Origin of the sequence: Magnetococcus marinus MC-1 (genome assembly GCF_000014865.1) — a bacterium.
In the GTDB taxonomy this organism is placed as follows: Bacteria; Pseudomonadota; Magnetococcia; order Magnetococcales; family Magnetococcaceae; genus Magnetococcus; species Magnetococcus marinus.
In genome coordinates this window covers 2811822-2830774 of record NC_008576.1, presented here as the reverse complement: position 1 = coordinate 2830774, position 18953 = coordinate 2811822, and the positions used below count along the sequence as shown (strand labels likewise).

Sequence of the window (18953 nt, the reverse complement as noted above, 5' to 3'; positions counted from 1 at the left end):
ATGCGTACTTCAGGCTCAGTGTAGAAAATTTTGGTGTGCTTAGGAAAGAGGTATTTTGTGATCTGTGGTAGAAATAAGGCAGGAGAGGGCGGGGTGGCAAGTTTACAGCTTTTCAAATTTTGCATTGGGCACAAAAAAAGCCTGATAAATCAGGCTTTAGATGTATTTAAAATGGTGGAGGTGAACGGGATCGAACCGATGACGTCCTGCTTGCAAAGCAGGTGCTCTCCCAGCTGAGCTACACCCCCGAAGAGACATTTACGAAAAAGATGGTGGGCCTAGGTGGATTTGAACCACCGACCTCACGCTTATCAGGCGTGCGCTCTAACCAACTGAGCTATAGGCCCCCAACGAGGCCCAAATTAATACAATGGCTTGGGTATGATCTGCAAGAAAAAAAAGCACACGCCGACACGTTTGTTGGTAACGCTTTAAAAAATAAGACACTAAAATGTCACAAAACGGAGGGTGTGGAACAGCTTGGTGAAGATAAGATTGAGGGGTGTGACAGGGGGAAGGCGCAAGGTGAAAAAAAAATAATTGAGCGCTTGACACGACGCTCCGCCTCGGCTTAAATAACCAACCTGTCCCCCTGGGAAGGAGAGGTGGCCGAGCGGCTGAAGGCGGCACCCTGCTAAGGTGTTATACTCGTAAGGGTATCGAGGGTTCGAATCCCTCCCTCTCCGCCAGAATAAAAACCCCTTGATGGAACGAAAGTTCTAGATCAAGGGGTTTTTTTGTGCCCAAATGCCCAAGTTGGGGGCTTGCAAAAATCTTTTAATAGAATTTCACAAAGTTAAAGTGTAAAAAACATGGATTTGTTTACACTTTTTATAATAGAGACTAAGGCAAGCTTGCGCTGCTGATGCGATCAAAATTCCCCGTCCAAAATAATGGGACTTTGGTTCGATCTTAACCCTGTGTGGGTGTACCCGAAATCCTTATTTGTGCCGGTTATCCGTAAGCCAGCAGGATTGATTGGACCCCTGCGGGTTAATGTTTTACAGTGATTGGGGGAAAACGATACGGTTACACAACGTGGCTGTAAAAATGGGGGGGGTATGGATTTTCAATATGGTGACAAAATATTATTTAAACATATAACCATACATAATCGCATGCTGGTCATGGTTGGTTGCGCCATCATTTCCCTTATGTTTGTGGGTGGTTTTGGTTTGCGAGAGCTGCATAGCAATCTGATGCAAGATCGTAAAAATAAAACGCAACATCTGGTCCAAGTCGTGGTCTCTACGCTGGCGGCGTATCAAGCGCAGGTGGTTGCCGGAACCCTGTCGTTGAGGGATGCTCAGCAGCAAGCCGCAGATATGGTTGCCCATATGCGCTACGGGCAAGAAAATTATTTTTGGATCAATGATTTAAATATAAAAATGGTTGTTCACCCTCTGCGGCCAGAGCTAAATGGTCAAGATCTTTCCACCATAAAAGATGCCAATGGCGTGTTTTTGTTTACCCGCTTTGTGGATGTAGTACAGCGCCAGGGTAGTGGTTTTGTGGAGTATTTATGGCCCAAGCCAGGGTCCATAGAAGCCGTACCCAAAATTTCTTATGTCGAAAAATTTGCGCCCTGGGGGTGGATGGTTGGCTCAGGGATCTATGTTGATGATGTAGAACATATTTTCCAAGATGCGGCCAGTGCTTTTATGGCGGTCATTTTAACCGCGCTACTGGTTGTTTGGGCCATTTCGGTAAAGATTGGCCGTAGCATTACGCGACCTCTCTTCCAAACCCGCCAAGCGATGTTGCGCTTGGCCAATGGCGACTTGGATGTGCCCCTTGAGGATATGGACCGTTCCGAGTTGGGGGATCTTAGTCAGGCTCTGCGTGTTTTTAGGGATCAATTTGCCATTAACGAAGGGCTGCGCCTAGAGCGGGAGGAGAGCCTAAAACAGGCTGCCGAAAAACGCGAAGAGTTGGCACGTATCATTGAAATAAGCCACACGGTGGTGCTCTCTTGGGAGAATGATGAAGAGTGGTCCCTGAGCTATGTATCAGAAAATTGTTATCGGATTTTGCAATCTGGGCTTAAATCATTGGTGTTAAAACCGCTGGTTAATCCTGAAGACCTCCCTCAGATGGAGGCCCTGTTGGCTGCGGGTGGGGATGCGTCTCGTTGGGTCAAGTTAGAGTTTCGCTTGTGCTTGGGCAGTGAAGAACCCCGATGGTTTGAGTGCTGCGTGCTCCCCATCAAAGATGATCATGCAGAGGTTGTTCAATACCATGGCGTTTTACACGATATAACCGAGCGCCGCAAAGGGGAGCATGATCTGCGGTTGGCCCAGGTGTTGTTCCGCACGACCAATGAGGCGTTGATGATCTCGTCGCGGGATAACAAGATAGAGATGGTTAACCCAGCTTTTAGCCGTATTACCGGCTATCAACTTGATGAGGTGCTAGGCAAGGGTCCTGACTTGTTGCAATCGGGCCGACACGATGCGCCATTCTATACACAGATGTGGCACGCTTTGCAGCAGGATGGTGCGTGGGAGGGGGAGATCTGGAACCGACGTAAAAGCGGTGAAACCTATCCTGAATGGCTCTCCATCGCGACGGTGACGAATGACAAGGGCGAGACGGTGCAATATGTCGCGGCCTTTAGTGACATTACCAAACGGAAACAGGCGGAAGAGACCATTCTTCACCAAGCCAATTATGATTTTTTGACTGACCTGCCCAACCGTAACCTTTTTCACGACCGTCTGCAAACGGAGCTGAAACGGTCCCAACGTTCTGGGCAGCAGGTGGCGCTGCTGTTTATTGATCTCGACCGCTTTAAGTTTGTTAATGATACGCTGGGTCATAATGTTGGGGATCAATTGCTGCGCGAAGTGGCGATCCGTTTGGGGCACTGCGTGCGTGAGTCGGATACCATTGCCCGGTTGGGTGGGGATGAGTTCACGGTGATACTGCCCGAGCTGCACGGTCCCGAAGGGGTGGCACGGCTGGCGCAGGGTATGATTGATAAGTTGGAAGAGCGCTATTGTATCCAGGATCATGAGCTGTTTATTTCGGCCAGCATCGGCATTACCATTTATCCGGAGGATGCGGATAATATGATGGATCTGGTAAAAAATGCGGATGTCGCCATGTATCGCGCCAAGGAGAATGGACGGGGCAGCTTTTGTTTCTACACCGCTGAGATGAATGCGGATGCAAGACAGTTGCATAAGATTGAACAAGCGTTGCGGGTTGCTTTGGAAGAGGGGCAGTTTTGGATCCACTATCAGCCCTATGTGCAGCAATCCAGTGGGTTGATAACCGGGGTTGAGGCGCTGATTAGGTGGCGCAATAGTGCGGGGGAGATTGTCTATCCGGATCAATTTATTCCCGTAGCTGAAGAGACGGGTTTGATTGTGCCCATTGGATTATGGGTGTTGCGCAGCGTTATTGGGGTTATTGCACAATGGCAGCGTGAGGGGCATCCAGACATTACCTTTTCGGTAAACGTCTCGGCGCGGCAGTTTCAAGAGGGGCACTTGGTCGGTCAAATTAAGGCTGCCTTGCAGGAGAATCAGATCAATCCCCAGAGCTTGATGTTGGAGATCACGGAAAGCCTCATGATCCGTGACCCAGAGCATACATTAAACATGCTTAAAGAGATTAAGGCGTTGGGTGTTCGGGTGGCGCTGGATGATTTTGGCACGGGTTATTCTTCCTTGGGTTATCTTAAGCAATTTCCCATTGATTTGCTCAAGATAGACCGCTCCTTTATCAATGGTATTGCCAACAGTCAGGATGATGAGACCATGGTATCTGCCATTGTCAGCATGGCGCACAGTCTGGGTGTTGGGGTGATTGGAGAGGGGATTGAAAATGACCAGCAATTGCAGCGGGTCAATCTTCATGCCTGTGATTATGTTCAGGGATTTTTTTACAGTAGACCCATGCCGTATGATGAATTGGCGCTGTTTTTTGAAGGGTATCAAAAGAGTCACCTGGGGCTAGCGGAGTCGGAGTAGGGGTGTCCATAGGCTCTAAGGTGGGTTTGTTGGGGTGGGTGTTTTTTGGAAAAAGGACCGCAGAGTAGCGGTGGAATTGTCCGTGTAGGGGCTGTGCCCTTGCCGTGGGGTGTGGATGGTGTCACAGTTGCGTATGGTTGGCTCCAAAGTGCAGAGATGGGATGTCAGTGATGGCTAAATGGTATGTGTGGATGGTGATGGCAACCCTGCCACTAAGCGGTTGTTTAGAGGATCCTGCTCCGCGAGAGGTCTATAAATCTTTAGAGCAGGCTCGGCAGGACCGTCTGCCTGTGGCGCCCCATGTGACCCAGGTACAGGCACGTCCGAGTAAAGAGATGGTACACAGCAGTCGGGGTGTGCCGGTGCGTTTTCAGGTATTGGATAAACGCACATTAAAAATACACGCGTTTGTGGTTTCGGTGGGCGAGCCCACAGCGGCCCCATGGAATGGGGGTGTGTTGGTACATGCCTTTGTACCCGATTTGTTGATTTACCAGAGCCAAGCGATTCATGGACCCGATGGGCATATCAACCCAGCGGTATGGTTGGAGTTACGGGGTCGAGACCATCAATTGTTGTATGAAGGTTGGCTGTTTGTTCGCGATGGTTCACAGGTGGCGTGGGATCATCCGCGTTTTGATCTTACCTTTAAAGGTGCACAGCGTAAGAATGGTTGAGGGTTGCGTGGATTTTCTTTCGAGCCACGAGGCACATAATCTGATGACGTTGGTGCAGGCGACCGATGCGGCGGCGCGGGGTGAGGTACCGGTTGGGGCGCTCATTTATGCAGCCCAGGGTTGGGTGGTGAGCATGGCAGGCAATGGGCCTATTGGGGCCCACGACCCTATGGCACATGCGGAGATTGTCGCCATGCGCTGTGCGGCCAGACGATTATCTAACTATCGTTTGAGTGGGTTATGCATGGTGGTATCGTTAGAGCCCTGCCCAGTCTGTCAACAAGCCACTGGATTGGCGCGCTTGCAGAGTGTGCGCTATTTGACCGCGCAGGGGGCGGAAAATGGCTTTGTACGGCCTGACATAACCCCACCGTTACAGGAGGATAGAGCCTTTATGACGGCAGGTGAAATGATGTTGAAGATTTTCTTTGAATTTCGCCGATAATTCGTGTCTAATATGCGCTCTTTAATTGTGATGGAGAGGTGACCGAGTGGTTGAAGGTGCACGCCTGGAAAGCGTGTGTACTCTAACCGGGTACCGGGGGTTCGAATCCCCCCCTCTCCGCCATTAAGAAATTTAAGGCCCCAGTATCTTCGGATGCTGGGGCTTTTTTATTTGTGCGCCCGGCAGGGGGCACCTACTTGGAGGTGCAACTGTAAGCCGTTACATGAAATCGGCAGGATTGACACTTGAATACGGAATTCCGGTGTGGGGCTCTGTGCCTTTCCCATTGTGAACGCTGTTTTTAACCATCCTATCAAACAGGTGTGTCCCGAATCTTCAAGCTACTTCAATTTAGACTGCAATGGAGATGCTGTTCGCTGTTATGACGATTTAACGGATTCAAGCACAACAAATTTAGGGGTGGCTGCAATGGATCGGCAATGGCCGAACAGCTTGTGCAGTTTGGCGTGATAACCCAGATGACGATTGCCAACCATGCGCAAGCGTCCTCCTGGTTTGAGCACGCGGTGGGCGTCTTTAAACATGCACCAAGCAATATCATCGGTTAGGGTTTGGTGCTGATGGAAGGGGGGGTTGCATAAGACAAGATCAGCCTGCATACCCTCAATAAAGGATAGGCTATGACCCCAAACCACCTTAAAATGTTCGGGTGTGCGCACACGTTCCAAATTGATTTGGCAGGAACGGGTAGCTTGCCAGCTTTCATCGACGGCCAGAACATGGCTGTTTGGGTTACGCTGAAGGGCGGCGATACTTAACACCCCGTTACCACAGCCCAAATCCACCACTTGATCGGGAATGGTGCCAAGGTTTTGCAGCAGTACCCGTGCCCCTAAATCGAGCTTTTGACGGCCAAATACATTGGGATAATGGCTTAATAGGCAGTCAAGCTCTGCACAATGCCACGCGGTGATTTCCGCTTGACCGCTCTGGCGCCCGCTCAGTTGACCAAAGATTAAACGCGCCTTTTTTTCTGCCCTGGAAGGGTGTACATCATCAAGCAAGCGGCGTGTTAAATCGGGTAGTGTCGAGGGCATATCTTTTTGACGTGCGGCAATAACAACCGGTGTGCCCTTGGGCAAATGTAAGTTGAGCCAGTCCAGTTGGCTGCTCAATAGCTGAAGCATGCGGGGTAATTTGATGAGGATACCGACCGGATTGGTGGGTGAGGCCGCCAATGCTGGCGTGCGATGCAGAGGGGTTTCAATGCGATTTAATTGAAGATTTTGCGCGAGTGCTTGATGCGCCATGTAGGAGTCATTAACCCATTCCAGGGTGCGTTCGGGGTAAGCAAGGCCACAGGCCAAGGCCCCAAAATGATCGTTTAAGATCAAAATCTCCCCATCAGGTAAGGCATGGTTGGTTAAGGCCAACGCATCGGCGGCATCCCATGCTTGTAGGGGGCACCCCGGTTTGTGTGGAAAGCGTCGCAGGGTAAGGGTGTGGCCATGGATATTGAGGTGTTGCATGCCGAACCTATCAAAAATACAAAATGGAGTTAAGATGCGACGATGATGTTGAGCCCGATTTTGGTGGAAGGGAGCAGGACATTCTACACCCATTCTCCATTTGGAGAAATGGTCCTGCTGAGGTGTTTGGGGGTGGCTGGGTGAGCCCAGGTTTGATGGTTTGCGGCATAGGTTCGTAGAAAAAAGCCAATTTGGTTCAGTGGGCAGCTTGCTTGGCTAACCTGTAAGGGGTGTTTGACCTGTGTGGGTGCGCTAGGGTGACTCTTCTTATGAACAAGGGTGTGCTGGCAATCTCGGTGTGAGTGGCGTAATAAAGAGGGTAGGGTGTTTGCCTTGTTGGCTAGGGAGGATCTGTTTTGCTCATTCGTTTGGTCATTTTCATCGTGCTTGTCGCTCTGGCCGGTTGGGTCGCGCTACGGTTATTGGGGATAAAAATCAGCCTGAGCTCAGCGGGTAAACGGAGTTTATTGAAAGGGTTTTTTGTGGCTCTTGGTTTATTGTTGCGTCGATTTTTGGGCCGTTAAGGGAGCGTTCTGTTTTTTGGTGGAGCAGAGCCAGCTTAGGGCTCTTGCAAAGTAATTTATTGAGCAGATGGTGCGACTGGGGCAACGGGTGTTGCTTGGGGAAACATGGGGCGCACCATAGCCATGATAGCCACTGAAGGCGTTGGCGAGATTGGCCACGGTCTGACCACGGCAAGCCTGATCATGGATCTCCTCCCGCGGCACGCCCTAACATCACAAACCGTGTACCGATGAATAAGCGTGGGGATGGGTTCAGCTTACTGCGCACAAAACCGAACAAACCGTCTGACAAATGCAAAAAAAACACAAAAAAGTAGCGGTATAGTCGGGCAAAAGTCACGATCGTTTATAAATTGAAATATACATTTGCCAGCGCGAGAAAATAGGCATAACCTCATTACCCGTTGGTCAGCTGTCGTAAGCAATGTGAGGGTAAAGTGTCTCTTTGTATCCCCTTTGTGGCCTGCGCATCCTCCCTCTGTCATTGTCTGTGTAATGCTGTGTCCGTGGAATCGTGGAGCCGAGTAAGGATTCTATTGGCTGGCATAGGATAATTTGCGCGGCTTTTATAAGGGCTTTTGCAGGCCAAAAACAGATCGGATACAAACAGCATAAGCTGTGTGGTGTTGACGGAGCTGTCAGCCCTTTTCAACCCCTTGTCCGTTGTGCATAGTTACGGGGTGACAGTAGACCCCTTAAGAGCATTAGATGGTACGAAAGGCTTGGCATATGAGGACGGTGCGCAGTTTGGTGGTCCCCTTCATCCCCCTGTTTTTATTTTGGGTGATGCTCAATGGATCGACAGATGCAGATACCTTGTTTATTGGGGTAGTGGTGTCGTTGATCATCGCTCTGCTGTTTAGAACCAGCCTCTCTCCCTTCACAGAGCTTCATTTCACCCCCCGTGCGGCAAAGGCGGCGCTAGGCTTTTTCATCTTTTTTGTGGGAGAGCTGGTCAAGGCCAATATTCGATTGGCGCGGGTCGTTCTTTCCCCCAGTCTTCCCATTAAGCCAGGCTTTGTTAAGGTGCGTACGCGCTTGAAAAGCCGTATGGGCCGTTTGCTACTCGCTAACTCCATTACCCTAACCCCCGGCACTTTGACCGTTGAGTTAGAGGGTGAGTGGCTCTACGTCCACTGGGTTACGGTGGAAACCACCGATACCGAACTGGCCTCTCAGCAAATTGTGGCCGGGTTTGAAAACTATCTTGAGGTGATGTATGGCTGACATTTTACTCTATCTGTCGGCTACCTTGGCCGGGGTGGCTATGATCCTGGTGTTTGTACGGTTTGTACTGGGGCCTACGGTGTCGGACCGGGTGGCGGCTTTTGATGTGCTCACCATCATCTCCATCACCGCTATCGTCATGGTGGCTTTGGTAAGTGGACGCAGCATCTACCTGGATGTCGCTCTCATTTACGCCTTACTCTCCTTCCTAGGTGTGGTTGTGGTTGCGCGTTATAAAGAGGGAGGTTTTTGATGAGTATGCTCTTGGATATTATCGGCGGGCTGCTCATGCTGGCCGGTACCGGTTTCTTGATGCTGGGTGGCTTAGGTCTGGTGCGGATGCCCGATCTGTATAACCGCATTCAGGCTGGCACGAAAACAACCACATTGGGGACCATCCTGACCTTGGCTGGAGCGGCCTGTATGCAGCCGGGTTGGAGCCTTAAATTGGCGCTAATCAGTCTGTTTTTGCTCTTTACCAATCCTCTTTCATCGCAAGTTTTGGCGCGTTCTGCCCACCGTACAGGGGTTAAACCCACCGAAAAAACCGTGGTTGACCACTACGCGGAAAACGTGGAGAAACGGTCATGACCCAATTGATTCTTGTTCTGACAGTGCTGTTGGTGTTGGCAATGGTGGGTACCGCACTGGTGGCGATTATGGTACAGAGCTACGCCATTGCCATGCTCTCTGCGGGATTGGTGGGTCTGTTTGCCTCGGTGCTGTTTTTGGTGCTTGGTGCGCCCGATGTGGCCATGACCGAAGCGGCCATCGGCAGCGGCCTAACCTCCTTCCTGTTTTTCTTTATCTTGGGACGCATTCGGGGAGGCGACCGTGGTTAAGCATATCATTGTACTACTACTGATGTTGGTAACCGGTGTCCTGTTTTTGGGGTTGATGGAGAGCTACCAGCCGGATACGCAGCTAAACACTACCGCCCGTTACTATGCCGAGCAGACCGTCAACGATACCGGTGCCGCCAACATTGTCACCGCCATTATCGTAACCTACCGAGGGTTGGATACCTTGGGTGAGGTGACGGTGCTGTTTCTTACGGCAGCCATTATGGGATTGGTGCTCTCGCTACAGCGTGGGGTAGGGGCGACCAAACTACCGCCTAGGGCTTCAGTGGGTGAGCTGTTGCAAAACGGTGGTCAGTTGTTGGTGCCGATGATTCTACTGCTCGGGGTCTATGTGTTCGTTAATGGCCACCTTACCCCTGGCGGGGGCTTTCAGGGCGGGGCAATCGTCGCTTCGTCGGTGTTGCTGGTATTGCTCTCTAACCCCTTACGTCCCATCAGCCATCGCCTAATTTCGGTGGTGGAGTCAAGCTCTGGTCTGGCTTACATCATGATAGGTGTGCTGGGGATGGTGCTGGCCGGTGGCTTTTTGGATAACCGCATCTTACCCCTGGGTGAGTTGGGCGACCTCTTCTCTGCGGGTGCCATTCCGGTGATCTACTCCCTTATCGGTCTAAAAGTCGGGGCAGAGTTCAGCTCTATGTTGGTCAATCTTAGCGAAACGGAGAGATCATGATATCCACCCTGAGCATGGCAGCAGGCTTTGTCTTGATCCTTATCGGACTCTATGGCTCTCTGACCAACCGCAATATTCTACGAATGATCGTGGCGTTTAGCATCTCCAGTACCGGCATCAATATTGTCATGGTGTCGGTGGGCTATATGACCGGACGCACCGCCCCCATTCTGGATGACACACTATCGGTTACCGATGCGGTGCAACGTATGATTGATCCAGTGCCCCAGGCACTGGTGTTGACCGCCATCGTCATCGGGTTGGGCGTCACCGCCCTCATGCTGGCTTACGCTTTAAAGCTCCATGAGAGCAAGGGTACGCTGGATATTTCCAAATTTACGGAGCTGAAGTGGTGAGTCCTCTTTACATCATTGCAGTCGGTCTGGGCGGTGCCTTTACGTTAGGTTTTCTAAATAAAAATCAGCGTAATACTGCCTATCTCATTACTTTGGCTGCGCTCGCCTGTATGGGTGCTGTGGCCAGCGAATGGTTGTGGGCCTTTAGCTTTTTAGGGGCTTCAGCGGTTGAGATCCAAACAGCGGGTACGGTGCCCCCCTTTGCCATTAACTTGCGCATGGGTATGTCCGAGGCGGCCTTGTTAACCCTTATCACCGCTACGGGTTTGCTCTCTGCGCTGCACATGCGCGAGGTGTTGTTGCGGGTGGGACAGCGGGGCATGGCGGTGCTGCTCATCTTTGTCATGGGGCTAAGTGGCATTATCCTCACCCGCGACATATTTAACCTCTTTGTGTTTTTCGAGCTGGTGGTTATCGCCACCGGGGGGCTGGTGTTGCTCTCGGACGATAAACGCTCACTGGGGGCAGGTTTTAAATATTTGATCATCTCCCAGGTTATCACCATCCTTATGTTGGTGGGGATAACGTTTATCTACCACGCCACCGGTACCCTTAATATTGATGGTATGAGTGGGGCTTCCTTACAAGGCGGGGTGGATCTGGCCATCATGAAGGGCGGGGCGGTGGCCTTCTTCTGCCTGTTTATTGCGGTGATTGCCGAATTAAAACCCTTTCCCGCGAATGGTTGGGCGTTGGATATTTATGAATCGGCCCATCCATCCTTTGCTGCGCTTTTCTCCGCAGCTTCGGCCTCGGCAGCGCTGATCGCCGTGGATAAAATTTTGCTCATTGGTGGTGCCCAGTGGCATCTGGTGGCCACCGCGGTGGGAATTGTCACCTTTGTGGCCTCGAACCTGTTTGCTCTGACGCAAACCTGTGATCGCCGTATGTTGGGTTACTCATCGGTGGCGCAAGTGGGCTTGGTGTTGACGGTGATCGGTCAGAAAAACCTGCTGGGGGATAACTACCTCTATGTCGCCGGCGGTATTTTGCTTGCCCATGGGGTGGGTAAGGCTGGCCTCTTTTGGCTCTCTGGTTTGGTGGCCCAACGCAATCTGACCGCTTGGAGCGCGCTGCGCGGACATCCTTTGCTGATCTTTAGCTTTGTCACCTTCGTGGCGTTGCTCACCGGTTTACCGCCTTTCCCTGGTTTCTATGCAAAATGGGACCTTATGCATGCTCTGGCAGGCAATGGTAAGTTGGTGCTGATGGGTATGATCCTGTTTGGTGCCCTTATGGAAGCAGGCTATCTGCTGCGCTGGTTTGGCTATGTCCTCAAACGTGAGCAACCTGCTGAGCCCGTAACGCATGATCTGTTAAAGCAAGGCGTGGTGTTGGTGGCCGCCCTCGCGGGCTGGGCATTGGCTTATCAGTGGGGTAGTTTGTCGGCCCACGGTAATCTATTGCATGCCCTACCGTTGCTGTTTGCCCTGAGCTTTTTGCTGCTGGAGTGGTTGCCTGCCTGGGTGAAAAACAGTTTGGCCATTGCGGGTATGAGCTACTACTTTTCGCAACATTTTACCGAGTACGATCCACTGCACCTGATCTTTGCGGCGATTATCTTGATTGGTGGGGTGGTGACACTGCTGGCGGGGTACCATGCCCATGGTCGCCGGGTTGGCTTTTTCCCCTCGGTTATGTTGATGTTTGCCGGTTTAATTATGTTGGTTACGGCTAAGGACTCGTTTAACTTTTTTGCCGCATGGGAGCTGCTGACCGTTGGTTCCTACTTCTTGATTATGCGGGGTAAAGAGTCAGAGCCCCATGCGCTCTCTTATGTGCTCTTTTCGTTGGGCGGGGCCTTTTTAATTTTGGCTGGCTTTGCCATCGCTGCTCAAGGTGGGCAATCCATGGTTCTTGGTGCGTTAGGTGGTTTGCCCGCCGCGATTGCACCTTGGGTATTTGTACTGTTAGCCATCGGTTTTATGACCAAAACGGCATCCATCGGTGTGCATATTTGGTTGCCCGGCGCCCACGCTGAGGCTGAGACCGATGTTTCGCCCATGGTATCAGGCATCTTGCTTAAAGCGGGACTGTTTGGCTTTGTGGTTTTACTGCTTAATATGGGCCACCAGAAAATTCTGGGCGTTGATCTTACCCATGTGTTGCTGTGGATTGGTGCGTTCTCGGCCCTGTTGGGTAACTTGATGGCCATTTTTCAAGAGGATGCCAAACGGTTGCTGGCCTACTCCTCCATTGGTCAAATGGGTTACGCCCTGTTTGGTCTGGCCTTGATGAACCATCTTGGTTGGCTGATGGCGTTGATGTTTGTGATTAACCACTATGTTTACAAATCCATGCTGTTCTTGGCGGTGGGGGGTGTGGCGAAACGCACCGGTACCCGTGCCATGTACCAGATGGGTGGGCTTATCAAGTTGATGCCCTTGTCGTTTATCTCGGTCTTGGTGGGCATTATTGCGGTTTCTGGTCTGCCGCCGTTGTCGGGCTTTGGTGGTCGCTGGATCTTCTATAATGCCATTTTGACGGCTGAAACCCAGCTGCCCATGGTGGTGCTGTTCCTGGCCGGCCCCATTGCCTTCCTCTACCTGTTCCGCCTGATCCATACGATCTTCTTGGGCCAGTTGAAGGATGAGCACCGCCGTCTCAAAGAGGCCCCCTTCTGGATTTTGGTGCCGCAGATGATCTATGTGGCGCTGTTGATGGTGGTGGCGCTCTTCCCGGGTATGGTGCTGCGGCGAGTGGATAGCTTCTTGGGTGGCTATTTCCCCGATCAAGGTTTGCATTGGGGGGAGGGTACGCTCATTACCAGCCAGTTTGGTTACTGGAACCCTATCGCGATCATGGTCATTGTGGTCTCTATCTTTGCCACGGTGTTGTTGCTCATGCTGTTTTTACACCGTAAAGCACAGAAAATTAAGCAGTTCAATATTGCTTTTTCGGCTGAACGCCCCTATCGGCCCGAAACCACCCACTACGCTTGGAACTTCTATGCCCCTTATCGCAAGGCGCTGGGCATTTTGACTGAGCCGGTGATCGAGCGTTTCTGGGCGGCGATCATGGATCTGTTGCACGGTACCTCAGAGATTTTCCGACGTCTCTATACGGGTAATGGACAGACCTATGTGACCCACTTTATTGCCTTTGTGGCCATCGTCTTCCTCTTTTCTGTGGGGGTCTGAGCATGGATTTCGAGTGGATCAAGATCCCATATGCGCTGTTAAGCCTGTTTATCGTGCTTAACTATGGTCTATTAATGACTGCGTTGGTAACTAAAATAGGGGCGCGGGCCGGTCGGCGTTATGGCATCCCTATCTACCAGAACTACATTGATATTTTAAAAAACATGGCGTTGCGGACCTCACTAACCCATGGTGTGATGTTCTACCTAGGTCCGGTGTTCCGGCTGAGTGGTGGGGTGGGGCTGCTGTTGTTTATGCCGCTGATCTTTGGTTCGGAGATGTTCTCTAACTTCTCCTTTGCTGGCGATCTCATGTTGGTGCTCTACTTTATCTTCTTTGGCATGCTGGGTATGGCGCTGGGGGCAGGTGAGAGTGGTTCACCCCATGCGGCCATTGGGGTTTCCCGTGGTTTGTCCCAAGTCACGACCTCGGAACTGCCGTTGGCATTGGCGGTGTTTGCGGTGGCTTTGCAGTATCAAACCTTGTCCATCACTGACATTGTTGCGGCACAGCAACATGGTTGGACAAGTTGGACACTGTTTACCAACCCGTTGGCGGTAATTGCCGCGATGTTCTCTTTTTTGGGCAGCATGATGCGCCCCCCCTTCGATATCGTGCTGGCCCCACAAGAGATTCCCATTGGGCCACCGACAGAGTATCACTCCTCTTACCTGGCGGCCATGCAGACCAACCGCATGATCTTTGCCGTGGCCAAGGTGGTGGTCTACATGAACCTGTTTTTCGGGGGCGCGAGTAACTGGTTTGAGCTCTTTATCAAAGTCTTTTTGATCTACCTCTTCTCGGCCTTTGTGGGGGTCTGTTTTCCCCGCTTTCGGGTGGAGCAGTCGGTCCGTTGGTTCCTGGTCTGGGCTGTACCGCCAGGCATTCTCGCTATCCTATTGGTATAGAACACAATGAAGAAAGAACTGGAAAAACGAACCGTTACCGGCCCTGATGGCCAAGTCTTTGAGGTGGATCCGCTGAAAGACTATTTCTGCGAGGCCACCCCCACCGTACAGACCGGCGAATATCTACAGATTGTTGAGGATCTGTTTAACTGGGCGCGCAGTAACTCCATCTGGGTGCTTGGTTTTGGTACGGGTTGTGGGGCTATTGAGATGCGCCCTTTGATGACCCCTCGCTTTGATGCCTACCGCTACGGTGTGCAGTGGCGGGCGACGCCGCGTCAATCCAACCTGTTTATTGTCTCTGGCTACTTGTCGGTGAAGACGCTCAAGCGGGTGGTGCGGGCTTATGAGCAGATGCAAAGCCCTAAATATGTGATGGGGCTTGGCTCTTGTACCATCAATGGGGGGATGTATTGGGACTCCTACAACACCATCAAACAGTTGGATGACTATCTACCGGTAGATCTTTATGTAACCGGTTGCATGCCCCGTCCTGAAGCGCTGTTGTCGGGGATTGAGGCTTTAAAAAAGATCATACGCGAAGGTCGCGGCGAAGGCGCCAATATCTACGCTGAGCGGTTCGAGTGGTACAAAGCGAACCAGAAAAAGGTCATTCAGGATTGGGATATGCCTGACTACAACTGGTAATGATAATGCGCGATATCTATGAAAGATTGTTGAAGACCTTCTCCCTTGGGGAGCTCATTGAGCAACGGCCTGACTTGGCGTTTATCACCGTACCACAAGCGCAATTGCAAGATGTGCTGATACGGCTGCGTGACCGGGAGGGGTTTACCCATCTGGTGTTGCTCACAGCGGTGGACTGGATTGAGGATAATCAATTTCAGCTTACCTACCTGCTCTCTAACCGAGAGGCTGCGGTGGACCTGGGGCTGCGCGTGATGATTCCACGGGATGAGCCAGTCATGTCCTCCATTCACATCATCTGGCCCACTGCGGCCACCTATCAGCGCGAGCTGAAGGAGATGTTCGGGATTGATTTTCTCGATAGTCCCGGTATTGATGAGCCGTTTATCCTGGAAGGGTGGAGTGATATTCCCCCTTATCGCCGGGATTTTGATACAAAAAAATATGCCGAAGAGACCTACAGCAACCGCCCGTGGCGTGAGACGTTGGATCCTCAAGAGCATATGAAAAAACAACTCTACCCGGATGGGACCTAACATGGCGTATCAACCCGACCGTAGTCAATATCCCCAACGCCGGGTCGATGGTCGTCTGGACATCGATTTGGCATCGGGTAAATATCTGAAACTGTGGCATGGTCCTCAGCACCCAGGCATCACCGGCAACATGTCGGTGGAGCTGACCCTGTGTGGGGATGAAATTGTGGATGCCAAAACCCATGTGGGCTATCTCCACAGAGGGTTTGAAAAGCTCATGGAGCGCCGCACTTTTATCCAGTGCTTCCCCATTGTGTGCCGCGTCTGTGTGCCGGAGCCCGATTTTAATGAGTACTGCTATGCCGCAGCGGTGGAAGAGCTGGCCGGTATTGAGTGCCCCGAACGGGCCCGCTGGATCCGCACCTTGATTTTGGAGATGGGCCGCATCAATAGCTATTTGATGTATCTGGGTGGTCAGTCTGGGGCCTTTGGCATGGGTGTCATTGGTCAGTGGACCACCTATATACGGGATTTGATGCTGGACCGTTTTGAAGAGCTGACCGGCGCTCGCATTTACCATATGTTTATCTTGCCTGGTGGGGTGCGGGATGGTCTGCCCGAAGGCTTTGAGCAGCGCATGGAAGAGACCTTGCGTGAGCTAGAGTCCACCATGAAAGATGTGCGGGATGTGCTCTTTCACAATGCGGTGTTTAAAAAACGCAGCGTTGGCGTAGGGGTGATTGATCCGGCGTGGCTGGAGCCCTATGGGGTGACCGGTCCCAATGCACGTGCGGCCGGGGTCGCCAAGGATGTGCGCATTGACCAGCCCTATCTGGTCTATCCTGAGCTCTCCTATGAAGCGATTGTGGGTAAAGATTCGGACATCTATACCCGGGCGGATGTGCGTTATCGGGATCTGTTGCAATCGGTGGACTTGATTCGGCAGATTTTGGCGCGCATGCCCCATGAAGGGCCGGTGATGGCCAAGTTGCCCAATGTGCTGCACTGGAAAATCCCCCAAGGTGAGACCTATATTCGCGGGGAGTGCTCCCGTGGTGAATATGGCTACTATGTGGTGACCGATGGTAGCGGTTATCCCCGACGGATCAATGTACGGGGTCCCTCCTACACCCACGCGGTGGCGCTGTTGGAGCATATGATTATCAACCAGAACATCTCGGATGTAGCGGGACTGATGGTCTCTCTGCATACCTATCCCCCAGAGGTTGAGAGATAACCATGACTATTCGCGATGTGCTCTCGCCCTTTACTGCGTGGAAAAATCTGTTTCGTGAACCGGTATCCATTAAGGATCCCATTCACCGCAAAGCTGCACCGCGCTACCGTGGTTTCCACAAAAATGATGTGGAAAAATGTATTGGCTGTGGAACCTGTGAGGCGATTTGTCAAAACGGTGCCATTGATATGGTGGAGAACCGGGATGTACCCGGTAACCGCAGTGATTCTGGCTTGCGTCCCCGTATTGATTACGGGCGCTGCTGCTGGTGTGCGCTGTGTGTTGACGTCTGCATGACCAGTTCTCTTACCATGTCCAATGCCTATCAGTGGGTAGACAGTGACCCTAAGGCCTTTATGTTTACGCCTGGGGTGGACCCCAAATATTGGGACAATATGGAGCAGGGCTACCGCCGTCCCGAGGGGCACCGTTTAACCCCTGCGGCACGGGTGCATATGCACGAGATGGAGGCTGAGGAGCGTTTAGACTCCTTTACCGAAATTGTGGATGGCTACTCGGTAACCGATGCCCAGTTTGAGGCTGACCGCTGTGTGGCGTGTGGCTTATGTGTGGCGACCTGCCCAGCTCATATGAGTATTCCCGACTATATTGCGGCGGTGCGTGATGGGGATTATGAGCGGGGCTTGGCCCTGCTTTATGAAACCAACCCCTTCTCCAATGTCTGTGGGCGGGTCTGTACGCACAAGTGCGAAACCGTGTGTGCGGTCAACCATGAGGGTGAGCCCATTGCCATCCGTTGGTTAAAACGTCACATTGCCGATCAGGTGCCGGTGGAGAAATATCGCCAGATTATTGGGGATCCTGCGCCGGCTGTGGGTAAAAAAGTTGCGGTGGTGGGGGCGGGACCGGCCGGTTTAACGGCGGCTTTTGATCTGGCAAAAATGGGCTATCAGGTCGAAGTTTACGAGGCCCGTCCCAAACCCGGTGGTATGTTCCGCTATGGTATTCCCGAATACCGTCTGCCCTATGATATGATGGACCGGGATATTGATGTTATTACCTCAATGGGGGTCAATATTCACTGCAACATGCGGGTAGGCCATGATATTGCCATGGAGCAGCTCCGTGAGGGACATGATGCGGTGTTGTTGACCATTGGTTTGCACTTGGGTCGTTCCACCCGTATTCCGGGCTCCGACCATCCCAACGTGACCAAGGCCATTGACTTGCTACGGCAGATAACCGAAGGGCAACAGATCGAGGTGCCCCGCCAGTTGGTTGTGATTGGCGGTGGAAACGTGGCCATGGATATTGCCCGTAGTGTGGCCCGTTTGCAAAAACAGAGCTATGGTGAGATCAAAGTCACCCTCACGGCGTTGGAGGATCGCGCCCATTTCCTGGCGGACCCGGATGAGATCCGTGAAAGTCTTGAAGAGGGGATTGAAATTTTGGATGCCCGTGGTCCACAAGAGATCCTGGTGGATGACAACGGTGCGCTGGTTGGGCTGAGAACATTGCGGGTGCTGGCTATTTTTGATAGTGAGGGGCGCTTTGCCCCCAGCTATGATGAGAGCGATGAGCGCATTCATCCTGCCAATATGATCAGTGAGGCCATTGGCCAAATGTCTGACACGGAACTGCTGGGTGAACCGCTTAAAGAGGCCTTAGAGTGGAACCGTGGTCGTATTGCGGTCGATGGCATGGGACGCACTTCAGAGCCGTGGCTGTGGGCGGCTGGGGATTGTGTCAAGGGTCCCGATGTGATCCATGCGGTGGCAGATGGGCACCGGGCTGCCGAGAGCATTGATGCCGCCATCAAAGGGCAGGGAGGTGCATGATGGGTGAAGGTAAAACCAGCAGCTATGAAAAATTGCAGAGCCAAAAGAGCCTTGCCGATATTCTGGATGTCGCCATTGGTTTTGAACAGACGGCCTTTGACTTTTACACGCAACTGACCCCCAAGGTGGGTAAGCCATTGCGCTATTTGGTGGCGGAGTTGGCCCAAGAGGAACAGCGCCATGTGGTGCTGTTTACCGAACTGCGCAACCGTCCAGAGCTTGAGCAGCAGATTCGTGAAATGGTGGATACACCAGAGAGTGATAGCCGTTTTTCCGATGCAGTGCATCTGCCTGAGTTAGGGGAAAACCCTGACGATCAGTCGGTGCTGCAATTTGCTATGGGGCGGGAACATACCGCCATGCAGCAGTATACCGCGTTGGCTGAATCGACCCCGGTTGGCCCCATCCGTGATCTCTTTGCTTATCTTGCGGATGAAGAGATGCTCCATAAAAAAGAGTTGGAGAAGCTCTACTATCAGGTCGTACATAGCGGTGGGGTTTAATGCGCCGAGG

17 protein-coding genes and 4 tRNA genes are annotated in these 18953 nt (G+C 52.1%); 18 read left to right on the top strand and 3 right to left on the bottom strand.

Features of this window, described 5'->3' with window-relative positions; genetic code table 11:
• Nucleotides 1-172: 172 nt before the first annotated feature.
• Both MMC1_RS11400 and MMC1_RS11395 read right to left on the bottom strand, forming a co-directional pair.
• Nucleotides 173-248, bottom strand: a tRNA-Ala gene (locus MMC1_RS11400).
• 22 nt (nt 249-270) lie between these two features.
• Nucleotides 271-347: transfer RNA gene (locus MMC1_RS11395), tRNA-Ile, on the bottom strand.
• Nucleotides 348-599: 252 nt separating this feature from the next.
• On the opposite strand from MMC1_RS11395, the gene MMC1_RS11385 reads away from it, so the two are divergent.
• The 5 genes from MMC1_RS11385 (at nt 600) to MMC1_RS11365 (ending at nt 5222) form a co-directional block, all read left to right on the top strand.
• Nucleotides 600-689 (top strand) — tRNA-Ser (locus tag MMC1_RS11385).
• 372 nt (nt 690-1061) lie between these two features.
• On the top strand, nt 1062-3977 hold the full coding sequence (locus tag MMC1_RS20120; RefSeq protein ID WP_011713842.1) for an EAL domain-containing protein: 2916 nt from the start codon (nt 1062-1064) through the stop codon (nt 3975-3977).
• Nucleotides 3978-4147: 170 nt separating this feature from the next.
• Nucleotides 4148-4654 (top strand): hypothetical protein, encoded by a 507-nt coding sequence (locus tag MMC1_RS21465; protein ID WP_011713841.1) that lies wholly within the window; start codon nt 4148-4150, stop codon nt 4652-4654.
• Nucleotides 4655-4661: 7 nt separating this feature from the next.
• The gene (locus MMC1_RS20115; RefSeq protein WP_227665206.1) at nt 4662-5099 is read left to right on the top strand and encodes a nucleoside deaminase; all 438 of its coding nucleotides are present in this window, start codon (nt 4662-4664) and stop codon (nt 5097-5099) included.
• A 32-nt stretch (nt 5100-5131) separates the two neighbouring features.
• Nucleotides 5132-5222 (top strand) — tRNA-Ser (locus MMC1_RS11365).
• A 257-nt stretch (nt 5223-5479) separates the two neighbouring features.
• Here the strand turns inward: MMC1_RS11365 and MMC1_RS11360 are convergent.
• A complete protein-coding gene (locus MMC1_RS11360; RefSeq protein WP_011713839.1) occupies nt 5480-6589 on the bottom strand; it encodes a methyltransferase in 1110 nt (369 codons plus the stop codon).
• Between the two features lie 1232 nt (nt 6590-7821).
• Here MMC1_RS11360 and MMC1_RS11355 point away from each other — a divergent pair.
• From MMC1_RS11355 to MMC1_RS11295, 13 genes are read left to right on the top strand one after another with little or no spacing between them, the layout of a single operon-like run.
• Nucleotides 7822-8340 (top strand): Na+/H+ antiporter subunit E, encoded by a 519-nt coding sequence (locus tag MMC1_RS11355; protein ID WP_011713838.1) that lies wholly within the window; start codon nt 7822-7824, stop codon nt 8338-8340.
• A complete protein-coding gene (locus MMC1_RS11350; RefSeq protein WP_011713837.1) occupies nt 8333-8593 on the top strand; it encodes a monovalent cation/H+ antiporter complex subunit F in 261 nt (86 codons plus the stop codon). The genes MMC1_RS11355 and MMC1_RS11350 overlap by 8 nt, the downstream gene beginning before the upstream one ends.
• Nucleotides 8593-8931 (top strand): monovalent cation/H(+) antiporter subunit G, encoded by a 339-nt coding sequence (gene mnhG, locus MMC1_RS11345; RefSeq protein ID WP_011713836.1) that lies wholly within the window; start codon nt 8593-8595, stop codon nt 8929-8931. Before MMC1_RS11350 ends, mnhG begins: the two co-directional genes overlap by 1 nt.
• Nucleotides 8928-9182 carry a Na(+)/H(+) antiporter subunit B gene (locus MMC1_RS11340; RefSeq protein WP_011713835.1) on the top strand — a complete coding sequence of 85 codons (255 nt, stop codon included), beginning with the start codon at nt 8928-8930 and terminating at the stop codon, nt 9180-9182. The genes mnhG and MMC1_RS11340 overlap by 4 nt, the downstream gene beginning before the upstream one ends.
• Nucleotides 9175-9876 carry a Na(+)/H(+) antiporter subunit B gene (locus MMC1_RS11335; RefSeq protein ID WP_011713834.1) on the top strand — a complete coding sequence of 234 codons (702 nt, stop codon included), beginning with the start codon at nt 9175-9177 and terminating at the stop codon, nt 9874-9876. Before MMC1_RS11340 ends, MMC1_RS11335 begins: the two co-directional genes overlap by 8 nt.
• Nucleotides 9873-10232, top strand: coding sequence for a sodium:proton antiporter (locus tag MMC1_RS11330; RefSeq protein WP_011713833.1), 360 nt, complete (start codon nt 9873-9875; stop codon nt 10230-10232). The genes MMC1_RS11335 and MMC1_RS11330 overlap by 4 nt, the downstream gene beginning before the upstream one ends.
• Nucleotides 10229-13372, top strand: coding sequence for a proton-conducting transporter transmembrane domain-containing protein (locus MMC1_RS11325; protein WP_011713832.1), 3144 nt, complete (start codon nt 10229-10231; stop codon nt 13370-13372). The genes MMC1_RS11330 and MMC1_RS11325 overlap by 4 nt, the downstream gene beginning before the upstream one ends.
• Before the next feature lie 2 nt (nt 13373-13374).
• Nucleotides 13375-14280, top strand: a complete 906-nt coding sequence (locus MMC1_RS11320) for a respiratory chain complex I subunit 1 family protein (protein WP_011713831.1) — start codon at nt 13375-13377, stop codon at nt 14278-14280.
• A 6-nt stretch (nt 14281-14286) separates the two neighbouring features.
• Complete coding sequence (locus MMC1_RS11315) at nt 14287-14928, top strand: NuoB/complex I 20 kDa subunit family protein (protein WP_011713830.1); 642 nt, start codon at nt 14287-14289, stop codon at nt 14926-14928.
• A gap of 5 nt (nt 14929-14933) precedes the next feature.
• Nucleotides 14934-15464, top strand: a complete 531-nt coding sequence (locus MMC1_RS11310; RefSeq protein ID WP_227665204.1) for an NADH-quinone oxidoreductase subunit C — start codon at nt 14934-14936, stop codon at nt 15462-15464.
• Between the two features lies 1 nt (nt 15465).
• Complete coding sequence (locus MMC1_RS11305) at nt 15466-16641, top strand: NADH-quinone oxidoreductase subunit D (protein WP_011713828.1); 1176 nt, start codon at nt 15466-15468, stop codon at nt 16639-16641.
• Between the two features lie 2 nt (nt 16642-16643).
• Complete coding sequence (locus MMC1_RS11300; RefSeq protein ID WP_011713827.1) at nt 16644-18440, top strand: FAD-dependent oxidoreductase; 1797 nt, start codon at nt 16644-16646, stop codon at nt 18438-18440.
• Nucleotides 18437-18943: a ferritin family protein gene (locus MMC1_RS11295; RefSeq protein ID WP_227665203.1), complete on the top strand. Its 507-nt coding sequence runs from the start codon at nt 18437-18439 to the stop codon at nt 18941-18943. The genes MMC1_RS11300 and MMC1_RS11295 overlap by 4 nt, the downstream gene beginning before the upstream one ends.
• Nucleotides 18944-18953 lie beyond the last annotated feature (10 nt).